This window comes from Agromyces mariniharenae (assembly GCF_008122505.1).
Lineage (GTDB): Bacteria > Actinomycetota > Actinomycetes > Actinomycetales > Microbacteriaceae > Agromyces > Agromyces mariniharenae.
In genome coordinates, this window is record NZ_VSSB01000001.1 from 2497654 (window position 1) to 2516948 (window position 19295).

19 protein-coding genes are annotated in these 19295 nt (G+C 71.5%); 13 read left to right on the forward strand and 6 right to left on the reverse strand.

Going from position 1 to position 19295, the window contains the following annotated elements; genetic code table 11:
* The first annotated feature begins 13 nt into the window (after positions 1-13).
* The 7 genes from FYC51_RS19255 (at position 14) to FYC51_RS11550 (ending at position 9196) form a co-directional block, all read left to right on the forward strand.
* Positions 14-163 carry a hypothetical protein gene (locus tag FYC51_RS19255; RefSeq protein ID WP_187432595.1) on the forward strand — a complete coding sequence of 50 codons (150 nt, stop codon included), beginning with the start codon at positions 14-16 and terminating at the stop codon, positions 161-163.
* A 416-nt stretch (positions 164-579) separates the two neighbouring features.
* The gene (locus tag FYC51_RS11530; protein ID WP_148733676.1) at positions 580-1374 is read left to right on the forward strand and encodes a DeoR/GlpR family DNA-binding transcription regulator; all 795 of its coding nucleotides are present in this window, start codon (positions 580-582) and stop codon (positions 1372-1374) included.
* Positions 1371-2357, forward strand: a complete 987-nt coding sequence (locus tag FYC51_RS11535; protein ID WP_148733677.1) for a 1-phosphofructokinase family hexose kinase — start codon at positions 1371-1373, stop codon at positions 2355-2357. Before FYC51_RS11530 ends, FYC51_RS11535 begins: the two co-directional genes overlap by 4 nt.
* A 10-nt stretch (positions 2358-2367) precedes the next feature.
* Positions 2368-4428 carry a PTS fructose transporter subunit IIABC gene (locus FYC51_RS11540; RefSeq protein WP_148733678.1) on the forward strand — a complete coding sequence of 687 codons (2061 nt, stop codon included), beginning with the start codon at positions 2368-2370 and terminating at the stop codon, positions 4426-4428.
* Positions 4429-4535: 107 nt separating this feature from the next.
* On the forward strand, positions 4536-4712 hold the full coding sequence (locus FYC51_RS19260; protein WP_187432596.1) for a hypothetical protein: 177 nt from the start codon (positions 4536-4538) through the stop codon (positions 4710-4712).
* A 16-nt stretch (positions 4713-4728) separates the two neighbouring features.
* Entirely contained in the window at positions 4729-6204 is a 1476-nt protein-coding gene (gene cls, locus FYC51_RS11545) for a cardiolipin synthase (RefSeq protein WP_148733680.1), read from the forward strand.
* 406 nt (positions 6205-6610) lie between these two features.
* Positions 6611-9196 (forward strand): M14 family zinc carboxypeptidase, encoded by a 2586-nt coding sequence (locus tag FYC51_RS11550; protein ID WP_148733682.1) that lies wholly within the window; start codon positions 6611-6613, stop codon positions 9194-9196.
* 56 nt (positions 9197-9252) lie between these two features.
* Here FYC51_RS11550 and FYC51_RS11555 read toward each other — a convergent pair whose 3' ends face one another.
* Both FYC51_RS11555 and FYC51_RS11560 read right to left on the reverse strand, forming a co-directional pair.
* The gene (locus tag FYC51_RS11555) at positions 9253-10869 is read right to left on the reverse strand and encodes a hypothetical protein (RefSeq protein WP_148733684.1); all 1617 of its coding nucleotides are present in this window, start codon (positions 10867-10869) and stop codon (positions 9253-9255) included.
* Between the two features lie 11 nt (positions 10870-10880).
* Positions 10881-11876, reverse strand: coding sequence for a pirin family protein (locus FYC51_RS11560; protein WP_148733686.1), 996 nt, complete (start codon positions 11874-11876; stop codon positions 10881-10883).
* Between the two features lie 98 nt (positions 11877-11974).
* Between FYC51_RS11560 and FYC51_RS11565 the strand changes: the two genes are divergently transcribed.
* Positions 11975-12478, forward strand: a complete 504-nt coding sequence (locus tag FYC51_RS11565) for a hypothetical protein (RefSeq protein WP_148733687.1) — start codon at positions 11975-11977, stop codon at positions 12476-12478.
* Here FYC51_RS11565 and FYC51_RS11570 read toward each other — a convergent pair.
* Together FYC51_RS11570 and FYC51_RS11575 are read right to left on the reverse strand one after the other, a co-directional pair.
* Complete coding sequence (locus tag FYC51_RS11570) at positions 12471-12719, reverse strand: helix-turn-helix domain-containing protein (protein ID WP_148733689.1); 249 nt, start codon at positions 12717-12719, stop codon at positions 12471-12473. The two genes, FYC51_RS11565 and FYC51_RS11570, sit on opposite strands and share 8 nt — an antisense overlap.
* A complete protein-coding gene (locus FYC51_RS11575; RefSeq protein ID WP_148733691.1) occupies positions 12719-13345 on the reverse strand; it encodes a DUF2975 domain-containing protein in 627 nt (208 codons plus the stop codon). Before FYC51_RS11575 ends, FYC51_RS11570 begins: the two co-directional genes overlap by 1 nt.
* Before the next feature lie 232 nt (positions 13346-13577).
* On the opposite strand from FYC51_RS11575, the gene FYC51_RS11580 reads away from it, so the two are divergent.
* The 3 genes from FYC51_RS11580 (at position 13578) to FYC51_RS11590 (ending at position 17393) form a co-directional block, all read left to right on the forward strand.
* On the forward strand, positions 13578-16106 hold the full coding sequence (locus FYC51_RS11580) for an ATP-dependent Clp protease ATP-binding subunit (RefSeq protein WP_148733692.1): 2529 nt from the start codon (positions 13578-13580) through the stop codon (positions 16104-16106).
* 66 nt (positions 16107-16172) lie between these two features.
* On the forward strand, positions 16173-16676 hold the full coding sequence (locus FYC51_RS11585) for an amino-acid N-acetyltransferase (protein WP_148733693.1): 504 nt from the start codon (positions 16173-16175) through the stop codon (positions 16674-16676).
* 63 nt (positions 16677-16739) lie between these two features.
* Positions 16740-17393, forward strand: a complete 654-nt coding sequence (locus FYC51_RS11590) for a hypothetical protein (protein ID WP_148733695.1) — start codon at positions 16740-16742, stop codon at positions 17391-17393.
* A gap of 35 nt (positions 17394-17428) precedes the next feature.
* Here FYC51_RS11590 and FYC51_RS11595 read toward each other — a convergent pair whose 3' ends face one another.
* Together FYC51_RS11595 and FYC51_RS11600 are read right to left on the reverse strand one after the other, a co-directional pair.
* Positions 17429-17674 (reverse strand): hypothetical protein, encoded by a 246-nt coding sequence (locus tag FYC51_RS11595; protein WP_148733697.1) that lies wholly within the window; start codon positions 17672-17674, stop codon positions 17429-17431.
* Between the two features lie 68 nt (positions 17675-17742).
* Entirely contained in the window at positions 17743-18519 is a 777-nt protein-coding gene (locus FYC51_RS11600; RefSeq protein WP_148733699.1) for a class I SAM-dependent methyltransferase, read from the reverse strand.
* Between the two features lie 84 nt (positions 18520-18603).
* Here FYC51_RS11600 and FYC51_RS11605 point away from each other — a divergent pair, with 84 nt between their 5' ends.
* Both FYC51_RS11605 and FYC51_RS11610 read left to right on the forward strand, forming a co-directional pair.
* Positions 18604-18861, forward strand: coding sequence for a three-helix bundle dimerization domain-containing protein (locus FYC51_RS11605; protein ID WP_187432597.1), 258 nt, complete (start codon positions 18604-18606; stop codon positions 18859-18861).
* 23 nt (positions 18862-18884) lie between these two features.
* Positions 18885-19295, forward strand: a complete 411-nt coding sequence (locus FYC51_RS11610; protein ID WP_148733701.1) for a dehydrogenase — start codon at positions 18885-18887, stop codon at positions 19293-19295.

A 19295-nucleotide genomic window follows, 5' to 3' on the forward strand; every position in this document is an offset into this window, starting at 1 on the left:
ACGGATGCCGCGCATGAACGACTACCTGCCCAAGAAGGAACTCGAGCCCGACCCCGACCCGAAGCGCCCGTCGAACGCGCGCATCGCGATCTGGATCGTCGTCGGCGCGGTCGGTCTCTACCTGCTCGGCTCGGGCATCTGGGGCATCATCACCGCCGGCTGACCCACTCGGCCCACCACTCACGAAGGCCCGATCCCGCGCGGATCGGGCCTTCGGCGTCCCGCTCGCTCGCTGTCGCTCGAGGCGGCGGTGCGCAATGCAGGAAGACCTCCCCGACACACCGTTCCGTGGTCCGGGACACACCGGTCCTGCCCGGGTTCTTCCTGCATTCGGGCGGCGTGCGATGGTGCGGAGGCAGGGCGCGGGCCGTCGACGAGCAGTGGCCCCCGGTATCCGATGGTCCCGGGGGCATCCGATCGTCCCGAGGGTATCCGATGGTCTCGAAGGCATCCGATCGTCCCCGGAATCTTTGAATGTGTTGCTTTCTGTTGGTTTGTGTGTGAATATTGCTCATAACACGTCGACGGCGACCGACCGGCGGCGGAACCACAGGCAGACGCAGACCGGAGGACAGGCCGATGTACGCGACGGAGCGACACCAGCAGATCGCCGACACGCTCGAGCTCGTCGGTCGCGTCTCGGTCGCGGGCCTCGCACGCGACTTCGGCGTCACGACCGAGACGATCCGCCGCGACCTCGACGCGCTCGAGGAGGCCGGGCGCCTGCGTCGCGTCCACGGCGGCGCGGTCCCCGCCGAGCAGTCGGCCCTCGCCGAGACCTCCCTCGTCGAGCGCCTCGGCCGCAACGCCGAGCAGAAGGACGCGATCGCGCGTGCCGCACTTCATCTCGTCCCGCCGACCTTCCGCGGCTCCGTGCTGATCGATTCCGGCAGCACCACCGGCCGGCTCGCCGAGCTCATCGAGAACTGGTCACCCGACGTCCCCGGCGCGACGCTCGACATCTCCACGAACTCCGTGCCGCTCGCCGCGCGACTGCACGCCGCCGCGAACCCGCACCTGCAGCTGCGCAGCCTCGGCGGAGCGGTTCGCGGCATCACCGGCGCGGCCGTCGGCCCGACCACCATCGCCCAGCTCAGCGACATCCGCCCCGACCTCGCCTTCGTCGGCGCCAACGGGGTGAGCTCCGCGTTCGGCTTCTCCACGCCCGACGAGACCGAGGCGGCCGCGAAGGCCGCGATGGTGCATGCGGCCCGGCGCGTCGTGGTGCTGGCCGACTCGACGAAGCTCGACGCCGAGTCGCTCGTGCGGTTCGCGTGCCTCGACGAGGTCGACACGCTCATCACGGATGCCGCGCCGCCGCCCGAGCTCGCCGAGGCCCTCGCCGACGCCGACGTGCAGGTGGTGCTCGCATGATCGTCACGCTCACGGCCAACCCGTCGCTCGACCGCACCGTGGAGCTCGCCGAGGCGCTCGAGCCCGGCGCCGTGCAGCGCGCCACGAGCACCCGCCAGGACCCCGGCGGCAAGGGCGTCAACGTCACCCGGGCGCTGCGCGCCTCGGGCGTCGACTCGATCGCCGTGCTCCCCGCCGCCGCCGGCGACGCGTTCCTCGCCGCGCTCGACGCCGAAGGCGTGCCGCACCGCGCGGTGCCGATCGACGGCGCGGTGCGCACGAACCTCACGATCGTGGATGCCGCGGGCGTGACCACGAAGGTCAACGAGCCCGGCCCCGCGCTCGATGCCGACGCGCAGGCGCGCCTCGTCCACGCGACCGCCGCGGCATCCGTCGGCGCCGACTGGCTCGTGCTCGCCGGCTCGCTCCCGCCCGGTGCTCCCGACGAGTTCTACGTGCGCGTCGTCGAGGCGGCTCGAGCTGCAGCCGTGCGAGCCGGCGCCGCAGCCCCGCGCATCGCGGTCGACACGTCAGGGGCAGCGCTCGCCGCGCTCGTCGAGTCCGGCGTCGGCGTCGACCTCATCAAGCCCAACGCCGAGGAGCTCGCCGAGCTCACCGGCTCCTCCGACGAGGCCGCCCTCGAGGCCGGCCCCCACGAGGCCATCGACCTCGCGCGCTCGATCCCCGTCGAGCGGGTGCGCGCGAGCCTCGTCACGCTCGGCGCCGAGGGCGCCGCACTCGTGTCCGAGGACCACGCCTGGTTCGCGCGGGCTCCCCGCGTCGTGCCGCGAAGCACCGTGGGGGCGGGCGACTGCTCGCTCGCGGGCTTCCTCGTCGCCGCGGTGGAGGGCGCGTCGCCGGCCGACGCGCTCGCCCGCGCCGTGGCCTCCGGCGCCGCCGCCGTCGCCCTCCCGGGCAGCGCGGTGCCCACCCGAGACCAGGTCGACCCGGCCCGCGTCGTCGTCACCGAGGTCGCCGGCCTGCCGGTCGGCGACCACCAGTAAGGAGAACCCCATGTCCGACATCATCGAACCGGGGCTGGTCGTGCTCGATGCCGACCTCGGGCCCGAGAAGTCCGGCGTCATCAAGGCGCTGGCCGCCCGGGTCGCCGAGAGCGGCCGCGCCACCGACGCCGAGGCCCTCTTCGCCGACGCGTGGAAGCGCGAGGAGCAGGCGCCCACCGGCCTCCCCGGTGGGATGGCCATCCCGCACGCGAAGTCGCCCGCCGTGAAGCAGGCGAGCCTCGCGGTCGCGCGACTCGCGCGCCCCGTCGAGTTCGACGAGGGCGAGGACGCCGATCTCGTCTTCCTCATCGCAGCGCCCGACACCGCCGCGCAGGACCACCTCGCGCTCCTGTCGACGCTCGCCCGCTCGCTCATGAAGGAGGACTTCGTCGCGTCGCTGCGCAGCGCCGCCACGCCCGACGAGGTCGTCGGCATTGTCCAGGGTGCGCTCGCGGGCGACGACGAGCCGGCAGCGGATGCCGCGCCGGCCGCGGCTGCGGCGGCGACCACGGCTGCAGCGCCGACGGATGCCGCACCGGCCGACGCCGGGGCATCCGATCGCCGTTCGATCGTCGCGGTCACCGCGTGCCCGACCGGCATCGCCCACACCTACATGGCCGCCGACGCGCTCGCCGCCGCCGCCGGACGCGCGGGAGTCGACTACCACGTCGAGACGCAGGGCTCCTCGGGCGCGAAGCCGCTCGACCCCGCCGTCATCGCCGCGGCCGACGCCGTCATCTTCGCGGTCGACGTCGACGTGCGCGACAAGGCACGCTTCGCGGGCAAGCCCGTGGTGCAGGTGCCGGTGAAGCGCGGCATCGACGAGCCCGACGCGCTCGTCGCGCAGGCGCTCGCCGCCGCATCCGACCCGAACGCCCCGCGCGTGCCGGCGGGCGGCGCCCCCACCGGGGCGACCGCGGTGGCGGGCAGCGCGTCGTTCGGCGCCAACCTCAAGCGGTGGCTGCTCACGGGCGTGAGCTACATGATCCCGTTCGTCGCGGCCGGTGGCCTGATCATCGCGCTGGCCTTCCTCATCGGCGGCTACGAGATCGGGGACAACGCCGGCGAGGTCGTCCTCAACAACGCACTGTGGAACCTTCCGCCGGGCGGCCTCTCCGAGTACCTCGGGTCGGTGCTCATCGTGATCGGCTCGGCCTCGATGGCGTTCCTCGTCCCCGCGCTCGCCGGCTACATCGCCTACGCGATGGCCGATCGGCCGGGCATCGCCCCGGGCTTCGTCGCCGGCTCGGTGGCGCTCGTCCTCAACGCCGGCTTCCTCGGCGGCCTTGTCGGTGGCCTGCTCGCCGGTGCCGCGGCCATGTGGCTCGGTCGGCTCCGCCCGCCGCGCTGGCTCGCGGGCCTCATGCCGGTGGTGATCATCCCGCTGCTCGCGTCGCTGTTCTCGTCGGGCCTGCTGCTGCTGATCCTCGGCGCCCCGATCGCCACGCTGATGGCCGGGCTCACCGACTGGCTGAACTCGCTCACCGGCGTCAGCGCGATCGCGCTGGGCGCGATCCTCGGGCTCATGATGGGCTTCGACCTCGGCGGACCGGTCAACAAGGTCGCCTACGCGTTCGCGGTCACCGGCCTCGCCGCCGGCTCGGTCGAGAATCAGGCCCCCTGGATGATCATGGCCGCCGTCATGGCGGCGGGCATGGTGCCGCCGCTCGGGATGGCGTTCGCGTCGACGGTCCTCGCACGCAACATGTTCACCGAGCCCGAGCGCGAGAACGGCGTGGCCGCGTGGCTGCTCGGCCTGTCGTTCATCTCCGAGGGCGCGATCCCGTTCGCGGCCGCCGACCCGCTCCGCGTGATCGCCTCGTCGATGGTCGGCGGTGCGACGGCCGGCGCCATCTGCATGGCCGCGGGGGTCACCTCGCAGGCGCCCCACGGCGGCATCTTCGTGTTCTTCGCGATCGGCAACTTCGGGATGTTCCTCGTCGCGATCCTCGCCGGCACCATCGTGATGGGATTCCTCGTGGTCGCGCTGAAGCGCTGGGCGCGTCGGGCCCCGGTCGAGGTCGAGGAGCGCGCGGCGGTGCCCGCCGGCGCTGCGACCGCGACCGTCTGATCCGCACCGAAGGACGCGGCGGGTGGAGCACCCGCCGCGTCCTTCGACGTCGCCGTCGCGGCATCCGTTCACCGAACCCGAGGAAACCCCCGTATCCTTGAAGGGCTATGAACGAATTCTGGGCGAATGCGATCTGGTCGCTGGCGCCGACCGTGCTCATCGGGCTGATCTTCTGGTTCGTGATGCGCGCGATCATCCGCGCCGACCGCGGCGAGCGCAAGGCGTACGCCCGCATCGAAGCCGAGGAGCGAGCCAAGCTCGGGCGCGAACACCCGGCCGGATGACGGAACGCCCCGCCGGATGACGATCGACATCTCAGCGCCCGAGTTCACGGCGTTCGTCGCCGGCGCGATCATCCTGATCGACATCGTCATCCGCATCATCGCGGTCATCGTCGTGCCGCGGAACCGCCGCCCCACCGCGGGCATGGCCTGGCTGCTCGCGATCTTCTTCTTCCCGGTGGTCGGCGGCCTGATCTTCCTGCTCATCGGCAATCCCAAGCTGCCGAAGCGCCGCCGTGAGAAGCAGGCCGAGGTCGACGAGTACATCCGCGAGTCCACGCACGGCGTCGAGCGCATCAGCGACAGCCGCACCTGGCCGACGTGGTTCGACGGCGTGGTGCGCCTCAACCGCACGCTCGGCGCGATGCCGCTCATCGGCTCGAACAGCGCCGGCCTCATCAGCGACTACCAGGAGTCGCTCGACGCGATGACCGACGCGATCGACGCCGCGCAGCGCTACGTGCACGTGGAGTTCTACATCTTCGCGTACGACCCCACGACCGCCCGGTTCTTCGACGCCCTCGGCGACGCCGTGGCCCGGGGCGTCGAGGTGCGCGTGCTGCTCGACCACATCGCCTCGATCCGGGTGAAGGGCTACCGCAAGACCCTGAAGCGCCTCGACAAGATGCAGGTGCGCTGGCACTTCATGCTGCCCGTGCAGCCGCTGAAGGGCCGGTACCAGCGTCCCGACCTGCGCAACCACCGCAAGATCCTCGTCGTCGACGGCGAGGTCGGGTTCATGGGCTCGCAGAACATCATCGACCGCTCCTACAACAAGCGGTCGAACATCCGCCGCGGCCTCATGTGGAAGGAGCTCGTCGCCCGCGTCGAGGGGCCGATCGTGTCGGGCCTCGAGGCGATCTTCGCCACCGACTGGTACCTCGAGACGGGCGAGGCGCCCATGCGAGAGATCGTGCCGCTCGGGCAGGAGGGCGAGGCGCAGGACCTCGACTGCCAGGTCGTGCCGAGCGGGCCCGGCTACACGAACGAGAACAACCTCAAGCTCTTCCTCGCGCTCATGTACGCGGCGCGCGAGCGCATCATCCTCACGAGCCCGTACTTCGTTCCCGACGAGGCGATGCTCCGCGCGATCAGCGGCGCCACGCAGCGCGGCGTGCACGTCGAGCTGTTCGTCTCCGAGATCGGGGACCAGGCGCTGGTGTACCACGCGCAGCGCTCGTACTACGAGGCGCTGCTGCGTGCCGGCGTGCGGATCTACCTCTACAAGGCGCCGTACATCCTGCACTCGAAGCACTTCAGCGTCGACGACGACGTCGCGGTCATCGGCTCCTCGAACATGGACATCCGGTCCTTCGAGCTCAACATGGAGGTGTCGCTGCTCGTGCGGGGCGCCTCGTTCGTGCGCGACATGCGCGCGGTCGAGAACGGCTACCGCGACAACAGCCGCGAGCTCACGCTCGACGAGTGGCTCACGCAGCCGCTCCGCTCGACCGTGCTCGACAACCTCGCACGGCTCACCTCAGCGCTGCAGTAGCGAAGGCCGACGGATGCCGCGCCCGGCGCGCTCCGACACACGCGCGTAACCCGACCGCACGTAGCCTCGACACATCGGCGCAGGTCGAGCGGGGCGCAGCCGCCCACGCTCCCGGCGCCATGGCGTGCTGCGCGGCGACGAGCGAGACTGCACGAAAGTCGCAACAATCTTGATGCACACGCAATGAATCGGTCTGGAATACGCTTCACGCCGCATGCCAGAGTGGCACTACCGCTCGACTGACGCAGGATTCCCGCATCATCGGATCTCGCGTCGCACACGCCCGCCCCGCACACCCGCGACGGCGGGCGCGCTCCACCCCTCTACCGACACACGCAACCGCCGACCACGCAACGCAACGCACGCAACGCACGCAACGCAGAAGACCACGCAGAAACGGAGCACCATGTCGTTCCAACGCCTCCTCGCCGGGACGGGCATCACGGCGGTCGTCGCCGCGACGCTCGTCGCCGGTGCGGCGCCGGCGACCGCGGTCGAGGCCCTCACGGCCACGCCCATCGCCACGCCGATCTCCTCGCTCGTCGTCCCGCCCACGAGCTACCCGTCGCAGCCGCTGCTGCCGACCGTCCCCGACGACCCGACCGACGCCTCCATCGCCCGCGGCGTGACGCCGTACGACGAGATCGCGCCGTTCCTCAACTCGCTCATGGCGACGAGCGACCGCATCTCGGCGCAGGTCGTCGGGCAGTCGACCCTCGGCCGGGACATCCACCTCGTCACCCTGACGGCCAAGGAGTCGCCCGACCAGACGGCCAAGCAGAAGGCCTTCCGCGAGCTCATCAAGGCGGATCCCGACGCCGCGGCGAAGAACCGGCCGCTGCAGAACCAGTACAAGGTGCCGATCTGGTTCAACGGCAACATCCACGGCAACGAGTGGGAGGGCACCGACGGCATCCTCGACTACATCGAGTACCTCGCCACCGCGCCGTGGCCCGAGGTGCGCGACCTGCTGCAGGACTACCGGTTCTACTTCACGGTCACGAACAACCCCGACGGCCGTGCGCTCGGACAGCGCGCGAACGCCGACGGCTTCGACATCAACCGCGACATGATCACCGGCGCCACGCCGGAGTCCCGCATCGTCCGCGACCTGTCGAGCGTCATCCAGCCGACGTTCTTCATCGACCTGCACGGCTACACCAACGTGCTGCAGATCGAGCCGTGCGGTCCGCCCCACGGCGAGAACTACGAGTACGACCTGTTCCTGCCGCACGCCTACGCCGCGGCGCTCGAGATCGAGCAGGCCGTCGTCGACGCGAACATCCCGGGCAACACGTACCTCGACCGCGCCACCGGGCAGGTCACGCAGACGAACACCGGCAACATCCGGATCCCGTATCGCGACATCCGCTCCGGCTGGGACGACTGGCCCCCGATCTTCACGCCGCAGTACGTCGCCTACCAGGGCGCGATCACGAACACCGTGGAGCTCCCGCTCGGCCGCACGAACAACCAGCAGACGAACCAGGCCAACTCGAAGGTCAACATCGAGGTCGCCGGCGTCGTGATCGAGACGGCGGTCGACTACGTGGCCGACCACGCCGAGGCGCTGCTCGCGAACCAGATCGAGATCTTCCGCCGCGGCACGGCCGGCGAGCCGCTCCGCGTCACCCCGGCCGACGTCGACCCGGCGAGCGTGCCGGCGCCGAACGAGTGGGCCGAGATCTGGGACGAGACCGACGTCTATTCGGCGGAGTTCCCCCGCGCCTACGTGATCCCGGTCGACGAGACGCAGCGCTCGGTGACGGATGCCGCGACCCTCGTCGACCAGCTCATCGCGAACGGCGTCGAGGTGTCGCGGGCTGCGGGCGACTTCACGGCCGGCGGCGTGGACTACGCCGCGGGCTCGTACGTGGTCGACATGCACCAGCCGCTGCGCGGCATGGCGAACGTGCTGCTCGCCGACGGCTCGGACATCTCGGACCGCGTGCCCGACATGTACGACATCTCCGCGTGGAGCCTCGCGCTCCTCTGGGGCGCCGACGTCGACGCGGTCGGGTCGACCACCGACGGCCCGCTCGACGTGGTGCTCGAGTCCGTCGCCGAGGCCGCGCCCACGGGGTCGGTGCCGGCGCAGGGTTCGTACCTCGAGCTCGCGACGAGCGGCGTGGCCGAGTACCAGGCGGTCAACGCCCTCCTCGACGCGGGCATCCCGGTGTCGGCGTTCGAGGACGGCTCGGTCATCCTCGGCCCCGACTCCGCGTCGTACGCCGCCGCGAGCGACGTGGCCGACGAGTTCGGGGTGGCGTTCACCGCGTCCGACGGCTCGCGCCTCGCCGGCGAGGAGAGCACCGGCCTCGACGAGCTCACCGTCGCCTACTCGGGCAGCCAGGACGAGCGCATCTCGCTCGGCAAGCTCGGGTTCGACGACCTCAGGCAGGTCACCTCGGCGAACCTCACGAGCGGCCAGGTGCAGCTCGACGACGTCGACGTGCTCTGGATCGGCGCGAACCTCTCGTTCAACGCCGGCCAGGCGGCCGGGCGCACCGAGGTCGCCGACTACCTCGCGACGGGCAAGGGCGTCGCGGGCAAGGGCACGGCGATCGCGACCTTCGCGAACACGTTCGGGCTCGTCACCTCGACGGCGACGCAGGGCACCAGTGGCTCGAACGGCATCGTGTCGGTCGAGAACCCCGACGGCGGCCTGCTGTCGACCTACCCGCAGGACACGGCGTTCGTCTACCCGGCCGTCTGGTACACCGGCCTCGGCGCGAACGCGGTCGTCGAGCAGCGGTACGCGACCGACGGCACGTTCATCTCGGGCCACTGGGCGGCCACGCAGGCCGGGCGTTCCATCGCGGATGCCGCGGGCCAGGCGTCGGTCGTCTCGGCCGAGTCGGCCGCGGGGTCGAAGGTGCTCATGTTCGGCACGTCGCTGAACTTCCGCACGCACCCCGTCGGTGGCTTCAGCCAGATGGCGCGCGGCCTGTTCTGGGCCGGCACCGAGGGCGCCGAGGTGCCCGCACCGTAGTCGGCGGATGCCGCAGCACGGCGCCGGTCGGGGAGCTCCCGGCCGGCGCCGTCGCGTCAGTCGCTGTCGGTCGTCTCGGCATCGGCGCACTCGATCCGGTACACGTACAGCGCGCCGAACCGGTCGTGCTCGCTCGAGCGGGCGTCGGCCAGGCATGCGGCGAGCGACGGCTCGAGCGTCGCATCGACCCCCGGGTCGAGCGGCTGCACCAGGCCGACCAGCCAGACCGTCTCGCCCACGCCGGCCGCGCCGGCGTCCGCGGAGCTCCGAAGCGGGTCGGTGCTCGTGATGCGACGGACGTCGAGCGGTGGTTGGCCGCCCTCGGGCTGGCGATCGAACACGTCGCCGAGCTGCTCCGGGTCGGCGGCGGACTCCGCGAAGCCGTAGGCCACACCGCCCTCGTAGTAGCGCTGCTGCAGCACGAGCAGGTCGCCGGGCGCGGCCCCGCGTTCGACCACGCCGACGGCGGCGGGGAAGTCGTCGGCGGCCGGCGGCAGGTCCCACAGCCGCTCCACGGCGAGGGCCACCGAGCCGGCGAACAGGACCCCGGCGAGGATGCCGGCGCCCAGCGCCAGGCCGCGCCGCGCCGTCTGCGCGGCATGGACGGCCGCCGCCACCACGAGTGCTGCGCCGAGCGCCGACCAGGTCATGTAGCGCTCCGCGAGGATCGGCGTCACGAGCCACGATGCACCGAGCAGCAGGGTCCACGGCACGAACGCGAGGGAGCCGGCGAGCACGACGGGCCGGATTCGCGCGATCTCCGTCGCGGCCGGCTCGGCCGGCGCGGCGCGGCGGGCCTCGGCGGGTCGAGACGCCGCGAGGATCGCCACCGCGAGGGCCGCAGCGAGCGCGAGGAGCGCGAGCCCGTCGAAGAGCGCCTCCCGGTGGGGCGACACCCCGGCCGCTCGCGCCAGGTCGGAGAGCGCGGACCGGAATGTCGGGTCGGACATCCAGCCCAGCTGGCCGCGCTGCCCGAGCCCCGGGACGAGCAGCGCGACGGCCACGGCGACGGCCGGGGCGGTCGTACCGCACCACCACGCGAGTGCCGGCGCCCGCCCCGCCGGCGGGCGTCGGCGGCCAACGAGCAGCAGGGCGGTCAGCAGCACCGCGATGAGGGCGAGCACGTGCATGGCGACCGCGGCCGACGCTGCGACCGCGTACGCGATCCACGCCCGCCGGCGCCCCGTGCTCGCGGCGAGGTCGGCGGTGAGCACCGCGAGCGCGACGAACAGCACCGCCAACGCGTACGGACGAGCCTGGACCGCCGCCGTGAGCGCCGCGCCGTTGCAGGCGAAGGCGAGGCCCGCGGATGCCGCGGCGAGCGGCCCCCACCACCGCAGCGCCACCAGTGCCACGACCGAGGCCGTGAGCGCGAACGCCGCGAGCGAGAGCGCCCGGAGCCCGGTCCCGTGGCCCAGCACGGGCGACGTCGCGTGCGCGAGCAGGTAGTACGGCCCCGTCACGGCGTCGACGTGCGCCAAGGCCGACATCAGGTCTCCGAGCGGAAGCTGCGCGAACAACGCCGTCGCGTACTCGTCGCGCCACAACGGCAGGCGCAGGGAGCGCTGGAGGCCGAGCGCCAAGGCCACGACGGCGGGCACGACGACTGCCGCCCAGCCCAGGGCGCGCTGCCCTGCCCTCGTCGCCCGCGCGTCGGATGGCGCGCGGTCCACGACCGCCCGGCTCACGAACGGGGTTTCAGCCGTACGGTCGGCAGCTCGGGCGCCGGGAGGGGCGAGCCGTCGTACCCCTGCACCGTGCCGAACCGGCCGTCGGGGTTGTCGCGACCGATGACGTCGGCCTGCCACTGCCGGCGGAAGTCGACGATCTCGTCGTGCGAGCGGCCGATGAAGTTCCACCACATCACGATGGGTTCGCCGAACGGCACGCCGCCGAGCAGCAGCACGCGCGCGGGCGCGTCGCCCGCGGCGAGCTCGAGCCGACGGCGACCGGGCTCCACGTACGCGAGCTCCGACCGTTCGACGTCGGTCGCGGCATCCGCACCCTCGACCCGGATCGACACCGGCCCCGCGTCGACGAGCACGCCGTGCTCGAAGGTCGGCTCGAGGTCGAGGCGCACGCGCCCGCCCGCCGGGAGGTCGACCTGCGCGCCGAGGAGCTCGGAGAAGACGGTGACGTCGGCGTCGAGGCCGGCGAGCGAGCCGACGAAGACCCGCACGGTCGCGTCGTCGACGGCCGTCGTCTGGGTCTCGGCGTGCTCGAAGAACGGGCCGATGTGGCGGGACGCCTCGGGCAGCGCCACCCAGAGCTGGACGCCGTGCAGCGTGGTGGTGCCCGGCGTCGACACCTCGGAATGGGAGATGCCACGACCCGCGGTCATGAGGTTCACGCCGCCGGGCCGCACGAGCTCGTGGCTGCCGGCGCTGTCGCGGTGCTCGATCTCGCCCTCGAACAGCCAGCTCACGGTCTGCAGCCCGGTGTGCGGATGCGGCGGCACGACCATGCCCCCGGACTCCGCGACGTCGTCGGGGCCGTAGTGATCGGCGAAGCACCACGCGCCGATGGTCGTGCGGCCGCGCTGCGGGAGGGTGCGGCGCACGTTCATCGCACGAGGACCGCCGAGCGGCACGTCGCGCGGCGCGAGCACCTGCACGACCGGGCCGACCGGCTCGTCGGGCGGGCACAGCAGCTCCACCGGGTCGCGCTCGAGGTTGCTCATGTCGGCATGCTACCCGCGCCCCGCGGCGCCGGACCCGCCCCGAGACGAAGTCCCGTCGTTACCGCCGATTCGAGCCCTCCGCCCGCTAGCATGGCGGCATGGCTCCCTCCGTGCGTCTTCGTCGGGTCGGTTTCGCAGCAGTGGCGCTCGCGTCCGTGTTCCTGCTCTCGGCGTGCAACCCGTCGGGCAACGCCGCCGAGAACTTCTCCGGCCTGCCGGTCGCCTCCGAGGCCGAGCCCATCGACGTCGATCCCGAGTCGGGCGGCGAGACCGACGACGTCTCCGAGGAGGAGCTCGAGGGGCCGACGTTCGAGGAGTCCGACGAGCCGCAGGTCGCGTGGTGGGAGCAGGGCGGCCAGATCGCCCTCGTCATCTACGGCAGCTCGAGCTGCCCGACGGTCGGCAAGGAGATCCGCGTGCTCGAGCCGGCCGGCGAGGGCAACCGCGTCGCCATCGACCTCGTGCAGCGCCCCGAAGACGAGATCTGCACCATGGACTTCGTGCCGCACTCCACGATCTTCTGGACCCCGGTCGAGGTGACCACCACCGAGCCGCTCATCGTCGAGGTGGCGGGCTACGAGGTCGAGGTCCCGATCAAGTAGGGCTCGACCCCCGCGGCCGCAGCACGAGCAGCTCCCCGACCTCGCAGTCGAGCGCCCGGCAGATCGCCTGCAGCGTCGAGAAGCGGATGGCCCTCGCGCGATCGTTCTTCAGCACGCTGAGATTCACGAGGCTCACGCCGACCAGTTCGCTGAGCCGCGTGAGCGTCATGTCGCGGGCCTCGAGCAGCTCGTCGAGCCGGCAGTGCAGGTCGGATGCGTCGTCGGGCTCGGCCGGCGCCATCAGACGAGTCCCTCCGTGTCGCGCTGCAGTCGCTCGCCGATCGAGAAGACCGTGCTCATCATGGCGACGACGAATGCCGCGAGGACCAGCGTGAACGGGTCCACCGACATGATGACGTTGTCGAACGTGCGATCGCTGATGGCGGCGAATCCGCCGTTCGCCGCCATGTTGCCGAAGAACGGGACCGCGACGTACCCGAGCAGTCCGACGATGCCTGCAGTGGCGACCAGGGCGGTGTTGGTGCGCGAGAAGGCGACGCCGCGGGCGAGGTTCCGGCTGAGCCAGATGAGGGCCGTGACGACCGTGACCACGGTCGCCACCAGCAGCACCTGCTGGATGACGATCGCCCAGAGCGCGGCGATCGGGAGCTCGGGCACCGTGAGCCACGCCTCCTCGAGTGCGACGGCCACCGGCGCGCCGTCGGGTCCGATCGGCGCCTCCGCGGGGGTGCCGGCGAACACGGCGAGCACGGCGACGTCGTGATTCGGCAGCACGTCGATGATGCGCGCGACGGCCGACCAGGCGACCCAGACGGCGATGGCCGCGCCGGCGGCGATGAACAGCCAGAGGCTGACCGCGTCAGCGCGCTTGACGAACGGGCCGGGGGTCGTGATGGTCGCCTGCATTTCCAGATCCGATCCTAACGATAAACGATAATAACGATAAACGATAACTTAGGGATGCCGGGTCACGCTGTCAAGGGCGGGGGTCGCGTCGCGGCATCCGTCATCGCGACGCCTGTCGGGTCCCGTAACGGCGCTGCGCCCACGGCGAACATCCGCCCGCGCGGCATCCGCGGTGTCTACGCTCGTTGTATCGGAGCCCCCTACCTGAAGCCGGCGCCGTGAGGAGTTGAGGATGTTCGAGAGATTCACCGACCGAGCCCGCCGTGTCGTCGTCCTGGCCCAAGAAGAGGCCAAGATGCTGAACCACAACTACATCGGCACGGAGCACATCCTGCTCGGGCTCATCCACGAGGGTGAGGGCGTCGCAGCGAAGGCGCTCGAGTCGCTCGGCATCTCGCTCGACGCGGTGCGCGAGCAGGTGCAGGACATCATCGGGCAGGGCCAGCAGCAGCCGACGGGCCACATCCCGTTCACGCCGCGCGCCAAGAAGGTGCTCGAGCTGTCGCTGCGCGAGGCGCTGCAGCTCGGCCACAACTACATCGGAACCGAGCACATCCTGCTCGGCCTCATCCGCGAGGGCGAGGGCGTCGCCGCCCAGGTGCTCGTGAAGCTGGGCGCCGACCTCAACCGGGTGCGCCAGCAGGTCATCCAGCTCCTCTCGGGCTACCAGGGCAAGGAGCAGGTGCAGGTCGGCGCGAACGACCAGGCCCAGCCCCAGGGCGGCTCGCAGATCCTCGACCAGTTCGGCCGCAACCTCACGCAGGCCGCGCGCGAGTCCAAGCTCGACCCGGTCATCGGCCGCGAGAAGGAGATCGAGCGCGTCATGCAGATCCTCTCGCGCCGCTCGAAGAACAACCCCGTGCTGATCGGCGAGCCCGGCGTCGGCAAGACCGCCGTCGTCGAGGGCCTCGCGCAGGCGATCGTGAAGAACGAGGTCCCCGAGACGCTGAAGGACAAGCAGCTCTACTCGCTCGACCTCGGCTCGCTCATCGCCGGCAGCCGCTACCGCGGCGACTTCGAGGAGCGCCTGAAGAAGGTCACCAAGGAGATCCGCACGCGCGGCGACATCATCGTCTTCATCGACGAGATCCACACCCTCGTGGGTGCGGGTGCCGCCGAGGGCGCGATCGACGCGGCCTCGATCCTCAAGCCGCTGCTCGCCCGCGGCGAGCTGCAGACCATCGGCGCCACGACGCTCGACGAGTACCGCAAGCACTTCGAGAAGGATGCCGCGCTCGAGCGCCGCTTCCAGCCGATCCAGGTGCAGGAGCCCTCGCTGCCGCACGCGATCAACATCCTGAAGGGCCTTCGCGACCGCTACGAGGCGCACCACAAGGTCTCGATCACCGACGGCGCGATCGTCGCGGCGGCGAACCTCGCCGACCGCTACATCAGCGACCGCTTCCTGCCCGACAAGGCCATCGACCTGATCGACGAGGCCGGCGCCCGCCTGCGCCTGTCGATCCTGTCGTCGCCGCCCGAGCTGCGCGAGTTCGACGAGAAGATCGCCGTGGTGCGCGCCGCGAAGGAGACCGCGATCGAGGAGCAGGACTTCGAGAAGGCCGCCTCGCTGCGCGACGAGGAGAAGCAGCTGCTCGGTGAGCGCCTGCGCCTCGAGAAGCAGTGGAAGTCGGGCGACGTCAAGACCACCGCGGTCGTCGACGAGGGCCTGATCGCCGAGGTGCTCGCGCAGGCCACCGGCATCCCCGTCTTCAAGCTGACGGAGGAGGAGTCGAGCCGGCTCGTCTTCATGGAGAAGGCACTGCACGAGCGCGTCATCGGCCAGGAGGAGGCGATCTCCGCCCTGTCGAAGACCATCCGCCGCACGCGCGCCGGCCTCAAGGACCCGAAGCGCCCCTCGGGCTCGTTCATCTTCGCCGGCCCCACGGGCGTCGGCAAGACCGAGCTCGCCAAGGCGCTCGCCGAGTTCCTGTTCGACGACGAGGCGGCGATGATCTCGCTCGACATGTCGGAGTACGGCGAGAAGCACACCGTCTCGCGGCTGTTCGGCGCCCCTCCCGGCTTCGTCGGCTTCGAGGAGGGCGGCCAGCTCACCGAGAAGGTGCGCCGCAAGCCGTTCTCGGTCGTGCTCTTCGACGAGATCGAGAAGGCCCACCCCGACATCTTCAACTCGCTCCTCCAGATCCTCGAGGAGGGCCGCCTGACCGACGGCCAGGGTCGCGTGGTGGACTTCAAGAACACCGTGATCATCATGACCACGAACCTCGGCACGAAGGACATCTCGACCGGCCCCGTCGGCTTCCAGCTCGAGGGCGACCCCCGCACGGGCTACGACCTCATGCGCGGCAAGGTGAACGAGGAGCTGAAGAAGCACTTCAAGCCCGAGTTCCTGAACCGCGTCGACGAGATCATCGTGTTCCCGCAGCTCACCAAGGAGGAGCTGCTGCAGATCGTCGACCTGTTCATCAAGCGCCTCGGCGACCGCATGCTCGACCGCGACATGACGGTGGAGCTCACGCTCGCCGCCAAGGAGCGCCTCATCGAGGTCGGCTTCGACCCGGCGCTCGGCGCCCGGCCGCTGCGCCGCGCGGTGCAGCACGAGGTGGAGGACCGCCTGTCGGAGAAGATCCTGCACGGCGAGCTCAACTCGGGCGACCACGTGCTGGTCGACTACCGCGACGGCGAGTTCGTGATGACCACGACGCAGCGGGCCCTGCCCGTCGGCGTGGGCGTGAACTCCAGCGCCGCGATCGGCACGGGTCCCGTGAGCCCCGACCTGGCGGCCGCCTCGGGCGACTGACCGACTGACACGAAGAGGGCGGATGCCGCGGCATCCGCCCTCTTCGCATGCGCCTACGATGATCGGATGACCGACTACACGGTGCGCCGGGCGCGCACCAGCGACGTGCCGAAGATCCTCGCGCTGGTGGAGCCGCTCGTCGCCCGACGCATCCTGCTCGGCAAGGAGCGCGTCGACCTCTACGGGTCGGTCCAGGAGTTCCGCGTCGCGGAGACCGACGGCGGGCGACTCATCGGCGCCGGAGCGCTGCACGTGATGTGGGAGGACCTCGGCGAGGTCCGCACGCTCGCCGTCGACGACGCGTGGCTCGGCCACGGCGTCGGCCACGCCCTGCTGGCGGCGCTCGAGCAGGACGCCCGCGAGCTCGGCCTGAGCCGCCTGTTCTGCCTCACGTTCGAGGTGGAGTTCTTCGGCCGCCACGGCTTCGAGGACATGGGCGCCGAGACGGTCGATCCCGAGGTGTACGGCGAGCTCGTGCGATCCCACGACGAGGGCGTCGCCGAGTTCCTCGACCTCGCCCGGGTGAAGCAGAACACGCTCGGCAACACCCGCATGCTGAAGCGCTTCTGAGCAGGCGCCCGGCGCGCCGCGAGGCTGCAGGGACGAACGGCCCGGCGGTCGTACCCTGTGGGCATGTCGACGAATCCCGCACCGGCGCGGCGGCATCCCCCGCACGTGTACCGGCGTCGTCGGCTCATGGTGCTGCTTGGACTCGTCGCGGTGATCGTCGCGATCGTGCTCATCATCGTGCGCCCGGGCGCGAGCCAGGGCGATGAACCGGATGCCGCCGCGCAGGGCACCCCGTCGGCGACGCCGCGTGCGACGGACCCGGCGACGCCGCCGCCCACCGTGATCCCGACCGAACCGGCCGAGGCGGACGGGGACCGCTGCAAGGAGGGCGCGCTCCTCGTGGAGGCGGTCACCGACAAGTCGGTGTACGAGGCGGGGGAGCAGCCGGCGCTCTCGGTCACGATCACGAACATCGGCAAGAACGTCTGCGTCATCAACGCCGGCACGAAGGCGCAGGTCTTCACCATCACGAGCGGCACCGAGGTCTACTGGCTCTCGACCGACTGCCAGGTGGACCCCGTCGATGCCGAGGTCTCGCTCACCCCCGGAACGCCGATCAGCTCGAGCGTGCCGATCGTCTGGGACCGCACGCGATCGAGCGTCGACACGTGCCAGGGGCCGCGTGAGGCGGTGCCGGCGGGCGGCGCCTCGTACCACCTGGCCGTGACGGTCGACGGCTTCGCCTCCGAGGCGACGAAGCAGTTCCAGCTCTACTGAGCGGCCGTCCGGTCCGTGTTCGCGTTCAGGCGAGCTCAGAACGTGGGGACGACGTGGCCGCGGGTGGAGAACGATCCGCCGTCGTCGGCGAGGCCGGCGAGACCGGGAGTCGGTGACGCCTCGATCGACGAGGAGCCGTCATCGTCGGAGAGCGGTGCGAGCTCGGCATCGGCCGACCAGAGGACGATCCCCATCACGAGTGCGACCACCGCCAGCATCAGCAGCGTGATGATCCCGCCGAGGATCCGATCGTCGTCGAGTGCGTCCTTGACCATGCCCATGATTCGACGCTAATCGCGGGTCCCGCACCGTCCATCGGGGACAACCCTGAGTGTCCCCCGGACGGGCGTCACGAGTGCGGCGCGCGGCGGCCGTGCACGGCCGTGAACGCGATGGTCTCCGTCCACCACGCGGCATCCGCGCATCGCGTGAGGAAGCCGTCGATGAGCGCCGCGGTGAGGTGGCCGCTCGCCGTGAGCTGGTCGCGCAGTTCGGTGACGGTGTCGATCCAGTACGTCGCCCACGCGGAGCCGCCGTTGTAGACCGCGGTCTCGGCGGTGCCGGCGAGGTCCTCGATCCCGAGCGCCGCGAGCCGCGGCGCGAGCCTGCGGCCGATGTGGTAGTCGATGCCCGCATCTCGCGACCAGGCGAGCCAGCCGTCCCAGAACGCCTCCACCTCGGGCGGCTCGGCCACGCTCACCGGCAGGAAGTCGGGCTCGATGAGCAGGATGACGCCGCCCGGCTTCAGCGATGCGACGAGGTTGCGCAGCGCGGCATCCGCGTCGGCGACGTGGTGGAGCACCGCACGCGCGGTGACGAGGTCGAAGGATCCCGCGTCGATGGGCCCGGCCACGATGTCGTCGGTGCGGAGCTCGAGGTTCGGCGGGCGCACGTCGACGAGGGAGAGGTCGATGTCGTCGGCGACGGCCGTGCCGCCGGGTGCGACGCGATCGGCGAGCCAGGCGGAGATGGAGCCGTTGCCGCATCCGACCTCGAGGGTGCGGTCGCCGGGGTGCACGCCGAGCGCCTCGAGGTGCCGCCGGTGCATCGGGTCGAGCAGGCGCGACATCAGGGCGAGCCGGGAGCGCTCGCCGTCGAGGTGGTGGTCCAGGACGTACTCGGCCATGGTGCCTGCATCCTACGGGCGACCGCCCCGTGACCGCAGCATGGGGGTCTTGATCGGCGCGGATCCCCGGCGCAGACTCATCGCATGAACGCCGAAGAGGAGGCGCGCGCCGTCGACCAGGTCGTGGACCGCCTCGCGCAGCGATTCCCCGGCGTGCCCCGCGATCGCGTCGCCGCCATCGTGGGCGAGGAGCACCGGGTGCTCGCCGGGAACCGCATCCGGGACTTCGTCCCCGTGCTCGTCGAGCACGAGGCGCGCGACCGGCTCCGCGCCGAAGGCGCGACGCCGGTGCTCACGGCGGATGCCGCGGCGGCGCTCGAGCCGGGCGACGCGGTCTCGTAGCATCCGCTCGTTACGCTGGAGGCATGGCGCAGCGAAAGAAGTCCGGCAAGCCGAGCGAGCCGGTGGAGTTCCGATCGCAGGCGCTCGCCGACGCGCTCGAGCGGCAGGACATGGCGGCCGTGGCGCTCGCCCTGCGGCACGGCAACACCGTCGTGCCGCTCGTGAAGCCCGGACCGCGCGACAAGCCGCTCGACGGCGGCGAGGTCTGGACCTACCGCGACCCCAAGACCGGCGAGGTCGCGCTGCTGCTGTTCAGCGACGCGGCGAACAAGCCCGCCAACCTGCCCCCGGCCGTCGGGCTGCAGAGCCCGGCGTGGCTGCGCACGTTCCTCAAGCGCTACGAGTCGACGATCACGACGGTCTTCCTCGACATCGCGGGGCCGCACCCGATGCAGGCGCCGCCCGGCGAGCTGCTGCGGGCGCTCGAGGCGTAG

Coding starts and splice junctions, on each gene's coding strand:
- FYC51_RS19255 (WP_187432595.1), top strand. CDS start 14: ATGAACGACTACCTGCCCAAGAAGGAACTCGAGCCCGACCCCGACCCG.
- FYC51_RS11530 (WP_148733676.1), top strand. CDS start 580: ATGTACGCGACGGAGCGACACCAGCAGATCGCCGACACGCTCGAGCTC.
- FYC51_RS11535 (WP_148733677.1), top strand. CDS start 1,371: ATGATCGTCACGCTCACGGCCAACCCGTCGCTCGACCGCACCGTGGAG.
- FYC51_RS11540 (WP_148733678.1), top strand. CDS start 2,368: ATGTCCGACATCATCGAACCGGGGCTGGTCGTGCTCGATGCCGACCTC.
- FYC51_RS19260 (WP_187432596.1), top strand. CDS start 4,536: ATGAACGAATTCTGGGCGAATGCGATCTGGTCGCTGGCGCCGACCGTG.
- cls (WP_148733680.1), top strand. CDS start 4,729: ATGACGATCGACATCTCAGCGCCCGAGTTCACGGCGTTCGTCGCCGGC.
- FYC51_RS11550 (WP_148733682.1), top strand. CDS start 6,611: ATGTCGTTCCAACGCCTCCTCGCCGGGACGGGCATCACGGCGGTCGTC.
- FYC51_RS11560 (WP_148733686.1), bottom strand. CDS start 11,876: ATGAGCAACCTCGAGCGCGACCCGGTGGAGCTGCTGTGCCCGCCCGAC.
- FYC51_RS11565 (WP_148733687.1), top strand. CDS start 11,975: ATGGCTCCCTCCGTGCGTCTTCGTCGGGTCGGTTTCGCAGCAGTGGCG.
- FYC51_RS11570 (WP_148733689.1), bottom strand. CDS start 12,719: ATGGCGCCGGCCGAGCCCGACGACGCATCCGACCTGCACTGCCGGCTC.
- FYC51_RS11575 (WP_148733691.1), bottom strand. CDS start 13,345: ATGCAGGCGACCATCACGACCCCCGGCCCGTTCGTCAAGCGCGCTGAC.
- FYC51_RS11580 (WP_148733692.1), top strand. CDS start 13,578: ATGTTCGAGAGATTCACCGACCGAGCCCGCCGTGTCGTCGTCCTGGCC.
- FYC51_RS11585 (WP_148733693.1), top strand. CDS start 16,173: ATGACCGACTACACGGTGCGCCGGGCGCGCACCAGCGACGTGCCGAAG.
- FYC51_RS11590 (WP_148733695.1), top strand. CDS start 16,740: ATGTCGACGAATCCCGCACCGGCGCGGCGGCATCCCCCGCACGTGTAC.
- FYC51_RS11595 (WP_148733697.1), bottom strand. CDS start 17,674: ATGGGCATGGTCAAGGACGCACTCGACGACGATCGGATCCTCGGCGGG.
- FYC51_RS11600 (WP_148733699.1), bottom strand. CDS start 18,519: ATGGCCGAGTACGTCCTGGACCACCACCTCGACGGCGAGCGCTCCCGG.
- FYC51_RS11605 (WP_187432597.1), top strand. CDS start 18,604: ATGAACGCCGAAGAGGAGGCGCGCGCCGTCGACCAGGTCGTGGACCGC.
- FYC51_RS11610 (WP_148733701.1), top strand. CDS start 18,885: ATGGCGCAGCGAAAGAAGTCCGGCAAGCCGAGCGAGCCGGTGGAGTTC.